Origin of the sequence: Maribacter sp. (assembly GCF_049667165.1) — a bacterium.
Classification (GTDB): domain Bacteria; phylum Bacteroidota; class Bacteroidia; order Flavobacteriales; family Flavobacteriaceae; genus Maribacter_A.
On record NZ_JBATHS010000164.1, the window covers coordinates 41,953 to 49,150 of the forward strand.

At 42.7% G+C, this 7,198-nt stretch carries 4 protein-coding genes and 1 pseudogene; 4 read left to right on the forward strand and 1 reads right to left on the reverse strand.

The genetic code is table 11. The annotated features are described in order from the left end of the window. Position 1: 1 nt before the first annotated feature. Positions 2-2,413 carry a TonB-dependent receptor gene (locus WBM98_RS08570; RefSeq protein ID WP_424365609.1) on the forward strand — a complete coding sequence of 804 codons (2,412 nt, stop codon included), beginning with the start codon at positions 2-4 and terminating at the stop codon, positions 2,411-2,413. A gap of 54 nt (positions 2,414-2,467) precedes the next feature. Here the strand turns inward: WBM98_RS08570 and WBM98_RS08575 are convergent, their stop codons facing one another. Beyond that, positions 2,468-2,788, reverse strand: a complete 321-nt coding sequence (locus tag WBM98_RS08575; protein ID WP_424365610.1) for a hypothetical protein — start codon at positions 2,786-2,788, stop codon at positions 2,468-2,470. A gap of 186 nt (positions 2,789-2,974) precedes the next feature. Here WBM98_RS08575 and ileS point away from each other — a divergent pair, with 186 nt between their 5' ends. From ileS to WBM98_RS08590, 3 genes and pseudogenes are all read left to right on the forward strand, one after another. Then, positions 2,975-6,376 (forward strand): isoleucine--tRNA ligase, encoded by a 3,402-nt coding sequence (gene ileS / locus WBM98_RS08580; RefSeq protein WP_424365611.1) that lies wholly within the window; start codon positions 2,975-2,977, stop codon positions 6,374-6,376. A gap of 4 nt (positions 6,377-6,380) precedes the next feature. Continuing rightward, positions 6,381-6,764, forward strand: a complete 384-nt coding sequence (locus WBM98_RS08585) for a TraR/DksA family transcriptional regulator (RefSeq protein ID WP_188314520.1) — start codon at positions 6,381-6,383, stop codon at positions 6,762-6,764. Positions 6,765-6,797: 33 nt separating this feature from the next. After that, positions 6,798-7,198 (forward strand): annotated as a pseudogene (locus WBM98_RS08590) (hypothetical protein); the annotation flags it as partial.

Here is a 7,198-nt window from a genome sequence, read left to right on the forward strand (position 1 = left end):
TATGAACAACGTAGTTTTCATCTTTTTTTTCTTGGTTTTCACTACAGTTTCAGCGCAAGAGATCCAGATTCTGGATTATGATTCCAAAGAGGCTATTGTGAATGTTGCCGTGTTCAACAATGACAAGTCAAAAACAGCACTTTCAGACCTTGATGGCAGATGTGATATCTCCAGTTTCGATATAAACGAAAGAATTACGTTCAAGCATTTGAGCTATGAAGTGTTTAAAATCACAAAATCACATATCTTAAAGAACAATTCCATTGTCGTCATGGCCTTAAGACCTGAACAATTGGATGAAGTGGTCATGTCGATTTCGAAATGGGAACAGCAGAAAAAGGATATCCCCCATAAAATAGTTTCCTTAAACGCCAGTTCCATAGCATTCACCACTCCACAAACATCGGCCGATTTACTTCAAAATAGTGGTAAGGTCTTTGTGCAAAAAAGCCAACTGGGTGGGGGTAGCCCAATGATTAGGGGTTTCGCGACCAACAGATTGTTATTGACTGTCGATGGTGTACGCATGAACAATGCCATCTTCCGTGGCGGCAATCTTCAGAATGTCATCTCCATAGACCCCTTTAATATAAAGAAAACCGAGATTATTTTTGGTCCCGGTTCGGTTATCTACGGAAGCGATGCCTTGGGCGGTGTGATGAACTTTTATACGAAAGAAGCAACACTTTCCAATAAGGATAGCCTTTTGCACTCAGGCAATGCCAATCTCAGATATGCCTCAGCCAATAATGAGAAGACCGCTCATTTTGATTTCAATGTAGGAAAGAAAAATTGGGCGTATTTAAGCAGTTTTTCCTATACCGATTTTGATGATCTGAAGATGGGATCACATGGCCCTGAAGCCTATTTAAGAAATACGTATGTAACGACCCAGGGAGGCGTTGATGCCTTGGTCGTGAACAGCGACCCCAAAAAACAGGTGACCACGGGATATGATCAGTGGAACCTTATGCAAAAAATCACCCACAAGCCCAATAATTATTGGGACTTGGATATAGGTTTGTTCTATTCGGAAACTTCCGATTATTCGCGTTACGACAGGCTGATTCGACCCGATAGCGAAGGTAGCGGGCTTCGTTCTGCGGAATGGTATTACGGTCCCCAGAAATGGTTTATGGGAAATGTACAACTGAACAAAAAAGGAAAAGGCAAGTTCTATGACGGACTTAAAATCACCACCGCCTATCAATTTTTTGAGGAAAGTAGAAACGATCGAGGATTTCAAGACCCCATTTTATATTCTACCAAGGAAATGGTCCATGCCCTCTCGACCAATGTCGATTTTGAGAACAAGAGAATCGGTGACCTTCGCCTTTATTACGGGGCATCCTATGTTTATAACTATGTGAATTCTGAAGGGAGTCAAAGAGATATCAGCACGGATCTAATGGCTGATGCACCTTCCCGTTATCCCGATGGTTCAACATGGCAAACGACTGCGGCCTATTTGAATGGGGAATACAAGGCAAAGCCCAATTTCACCTTGTTATCTGGAGTGCGTTATAGTCATGTATGGATCAATGCCGAATTTGATAGGACCTTTTATCCTTTTCCTTTTGAAAATGCTGATCTAAGTACAGGCGCTCTTACAGGAAGCTTAGGTTTTAGTTGGTTCCCCAGGGCCAATTTGCAGATTACCTTAAATGGTTCAACGGGTTTTCGTTCCCCGAATATCGATGATATAGGAAAGGTTTTTGATTCCGAACCGGGTTCTGTTGTGGTTCCCAACCCTGATCTGGAACCTGAATATGCCTATAATATGGAACTTGGAATCAAGAAAAACTACAAGGACAAATTGGTCTTGAAAGGGGCGGCATTTTACACCTATTTGGTAGATGCCCTGGTAAGAAGGGACTACCTGTTCAATGGCGAAACCCAAATAGAGTACAATGGTGAATTGAGCAATGTACAGGCCATGCAAAATGCAGCCAAGGCCTATGTCTATGGGTTTGAATTTGGTTTGGAAGCCGATCTGACCGAAAATTTATCCCTCGTGTCCAACCTTACATTGACCGAAGGTATAGAGGAAGAAGCGGACGGTACCGATTCCCCTGCTAGGCATGTACCACCTACCTTTGGGGATGTTCATCTTGTTTATAAGAATCAAAACCTAAAAACGGATTTGTTTTTGAATTATAATGGGGAAATACCGAATGGGGATTTGGCCACCTCTGAACAGGCAAAGTCCTATATCTATGCCCAGGATGCCAATGGTTTGCCGTATGCCCCGTCATGGTACACCTTGAATTCACGTACGCAATACCAACTGAACAAAGAATGGCGAATCAGCTTTACAATAGAGAATATTACCAATCAACTTTATCGATCGTATTCCTCGGGGATTTCGGCTCCTGGCACCAATCTGATCATTGGGGTTGATTATAGTTTTTAACAAAAAAAACCCTGACGGTTACGTCAGGGTTAAATCCTTTAAAAGGGAGTACGCTTAGTTTTTGATAACGTCTTCTACCTCTTTGGCTTTTTCTTCAACCTTATCAGCAGCTTTCTTGGCACCATCTTTTACGTCTTCACCAACTTCTTTGGCTTTGTCAACGGCTTCACCAGCAGCATCCTTAACTTCTTCTGCGGCATTTTCACCAGCTTCCATGACATCGTCAGCGGCTTCACCTACGGCATCTGCAGCTTCACCCATGGCCTCACCAGCCTCTTCCGTGGCATCTTTTGCTTTATCAACTGTTTCTCTACATGACACAAATGATACACTCATTGCGATCATCAAAATTGCACTTAAAACTAATTTTTTCATTTTGGATAATATTTATTTGATTTCAATTGTAATGATATACGTACCATCTTGGCTTTTGGATGCTTTATTTCAACAATTCGGGAATTTGCCGTTAACTCCCTGTATTTCATTTGGTAGAATATCGATTTAATTCAATCTAAATTTATAATTTTGCAGCCTTATCAAAAAAGCAAGAGTAGAGAACAAATGAAGTTTGCAGGATACAAAGGTTTGGATTTATCGAGGGTTGCAAAGGAAGAACTACAATACTGGAAAAAACACGCCATATTCGAAAAAAGCGTAACCAGTAGGGCGGGTAATCCCAGCTATGTATTTTATGAAGGCCCCCCATCAGCCAATGGTATGCCGGGCATACACCATGTCATTGCCAGAACTATCAAGGATATCTTTCCCCGCTACAAAACCATGAAGGGGTTCCAGGTAAAACGCAAGGCGGGTTGGGATACCCATGGTCTACCCATTGAATTGGGAGTTGAGAAAGAATTGGGTATTACCAAAGAGGATATCGGGGTTAAGATTTCTGTGGAAGCCTATAACGAGGCCTGTAAGAAAGCCGTAATGCGTTATACCGATGTTTGGAACGAAATGACCGAACGAATTGGTTATTGGGTAGATATGGAAGATCCCTATATCACCTATAAATCGAAGTACATGGAGTCGGTTTGGTGGCTCTTAAAGCAGATCTACGACAAAGGCTTGATTTATAAAGGATATACGATACAGCCCTATTCCCCAAAGGCCGGAACAGGATTGAGTTCCCATGAGGTAAACCAACCCGGAACGTATCAGGACGTTACCGACACTACCGTTACCGCCCAATTTAAAGTAAATAAGGCAACGCTACCCCAGGTATTTAAAGCAATTGAAGGGGATGTTCATATGTTGGCGTGGACAACCACACCATGGACCTTGCCCTCGAATACTGCATTGACCGTAGGCGCCAAGATACCTTATGTTTTGGTGAAGACCTTCAACCAATATACATTTGAACCCATACAGGTTATATTGGCCAAAAACCTAGTGGGCAAACAGTTTAGCGGCAAGTTTTACGAGTCTTCGGAAGAAAATGAGTTTTCATCATATTCCAGCACGGACAAAAAGATTCCATATGCGATAATCGGAGAAGCTCGAGGGAAAGATTTGATCGGAATCCGGTACGAGCAATTACTGCCGTATACCTTACCCTATCAAAATCCTGAAAATGCCTTTCGGGTCATTGCAGGTGATTTTGTCACAACCGAAGATGGTACCGGTATTGTGCATACGGCACCTACCTTTGGGGCTGATGATGCCATGGTGGCCAAACTAGCCAAACCTGAAGTGCCGCCCATGTTGGTGTTGGATGAGAATAACAACCCGGTACCCTTGGTTGACCTGCAAGGTAGGTTTAGGCCCGAAATGAAGGAGTTGGGCGGTAAATACGTTAAGAATGAATATTATGAGGATGGCGAGGCTCCCGAACGATCGGTCGATGTTGAAATCGCGATTCGATTAAAGGAAGAGAACAAGGCGTTCAAAGTTGAGAAGTATACGCATAGTTATCCCCATAGCTGGCGAACTGACGAACCGCTCCTATACTACCCCTTAGATTCCTGGTTCATCAAGATTACCGATGTTAAAGACCGTATGTTCGAACTGAACCAGACCATAAATTGGAAACCCAAGGCTACAGGTGAGGGTCGATTTGGCAAGTGGTTGGCCAATGCAAATGATTGGAACCTTTCCCGTTCACGGTATTGGGGCATACCCTTGCCCATTTGGCGTACAGAGGATGGCAGCGAAGAAATGATCATTGGTTCGGTGGCGGAACTTAAGGAAGAAATGGCCAAAGCCATTGAAGCCGGGGTTTTGGCAGCGGATATCTTTGCCGATTTTGTGGTTGGGGATATGAGTGAGGAGAATTATGAAAAAATAGACCTTCATAAAAATATAGTTGACCAGATTATTTTGGTGTCCAAATCGGGGAAACCCATGAACCGGGAGAGCGATTTAATAGATGTCTGGTTCGATAGTGGTTCAATGCCTTATGCCCAATGGCATTATCCCTTTGAAAAACGGGATTTCATAGATAAGGGCGAGACCTTCCCTGCAGATTTCATTGCCGAGGGTGTCGATCAAACGCGGGGTTGGTTTTATACCTTACACGCCATTGCCACCATGGTCTTCGATTCGGTAGCCTATAAAAATGTAGTTTCGAATGGCTTGGTCCTCGATAAGGAGGGCAAGAAAATGTCGAAGCGACTTGGTAATGCCGTAGACCCTTTCAAGACTATGGATGATCATGGGCCGGATGCCACGCGTTGGTATATGATTTCAAATGCAAACCCATGGGATAATCTTAAATTCGATATCGACGGCATCGTTGAGGTAAAACGGAAGTTTTTCGGGACACTATACAACACCTACTCGTTCTTCGCCCTATATGCGAATATTGATGAATTCTCTTATGGCGAAGAGGATATACCCTTAAATGAACGACCTGAAATCGATCGTTGGGTCTTATCTGAATTGCATACCTTGATCAAAAAGGTCGATGAAGCCTATATGGACTATGAACCCACGAAGGCCACACGGGCAATTTCCGATTTTGTACAGGAAAACTTGAGTAACTGGTATGTTCGACTGTGCCGAAGACGTTTTTGGAAAGGGGATTATCAAAAGGATAAGATTTCGGCCTACCAAACATTGTATACTTGTTTGGTAACGGTTGCAAAATTAGCGGCCCCTGTTGCACCTTTTTATATGGACCGGTTGTATAAGGATCTGACCAATACGACGGGCAAGGATTCGTTTGAAAGTGTACATTTATCACATTTTCCCGAGTATGATGACCAGTTCATCGATGCCGATTTGGAAAGTAAGATGGCCAAGGCACAAACGATTTCCTCATTGGTATTATCCATACGGCAAAAGGAAAAAATAAAAGTACGCCAACCCTTGCAGAAAATAATGATTCCGGTTTTGGACAAAAAACAGCGCCAAGAAATCGAAGCTGTGGCCGACCTAATCAAATCGGAAGTCAATGTAAAGGAAATTGAATTATTGGATGATGCTTCAGGCATACTAGTGAAGCAAATAAAACCGAATTTCAAGGTGTTGGGACCAAAATTCGGTAAGGATATGAAACTGATTGCACAGCAGGTAGGTGCTTTGGGGCAGGAAGATATCCAAAAAATCGAGCAAGATGGCGAGATTTCCTTACCTATCGAAAATAAAATCATTAAATTACAGTTACAAGATGTAGAGATAACCTCTCAAGACATCGAAGGTTGGTTGGTTGCCAGTCAAGGCCCTTTAACGGTTGCTTTGGACGTGACCATCAGTGACGAACTAAAAAAGGAAGGGATAGCCCGTGAGCTTGTCAATAGGATTCAGAATATCAGAAAGGAATCGGGTTATGAGGTTACCGATAAGATTGACATTAAAATCCTAAAAGACGGATTGGTTGAAAATGCCGTTGAGAGCAACCTTACCTATATCAAGGCTGAAACGCTAACGGCAGAGCTTGTTTTTGAGGATATATTGGAAAATGGCACAGCAATTGCTTTTGACCAAGTGAATACTAGATTATTGATTGAAAAACATTAAGAAAATGGCAGAAGATTTAAAAGTACGATATTCGGATAAGGATTTGGCAGAATTCAAATCTTTGATTGAAGCCAAGATAGTTAAAGCGAAAAGCGATTTGGACTTGCTTAGGAGTTCCTACATGAACGACGGGAACAATGGAACCGATGATACCTCCCCAACATTCAAGGCCTTTGAGGAGGGGTCACAGACCATGAGCAAGGAAGCCAATACCCAGTTGGCAATCCGCCAAGAGAAGTTCATTCGTGATCTAAAGAATGCCTTATTGCGCATCGAGAACAAAACCTATGGTATATGCCGGGTGACCGGTAAACTGATCAATAAGGAACGATTGAAATTGGTTCCACATGCCACGCTGAGCATCGAGGCGAAAAATATGCAAAAATAGATTAAACGCCCATCAGGGCGTTTTTTTGTACCGATGGGAAAAAGCCTTCTGACAGTCTTATTCATAATGGGGTTTGGTCTATTGACTGCCCAAAGGGTAATTAGAAAATCTGTGCTCGATGCTACAGTGTCGACCATAGCAATTGATGCTGAAAACTGTTTTAAGGTTGAACTTTCAACCTCAGAAACAAAGGAAATCGTGGTTCAGGCACGTATCGATGGGGAGTATAAAAATGAGTTGGTGGTCAATGTTGTGCATCATGGTCCATCCATTGAAATAAGTACCGACTTTCAACCCGACTTTGTCCAACCCAATGATAAGCTAAGCGCACATAAGGTACTATCAGTTTCGTTGAACATACAAATTCCCAAATATATGGCCGTCGGCATTATTGGGACCTCTACCAATTTATTTATAAATGGGGATTATGCGCA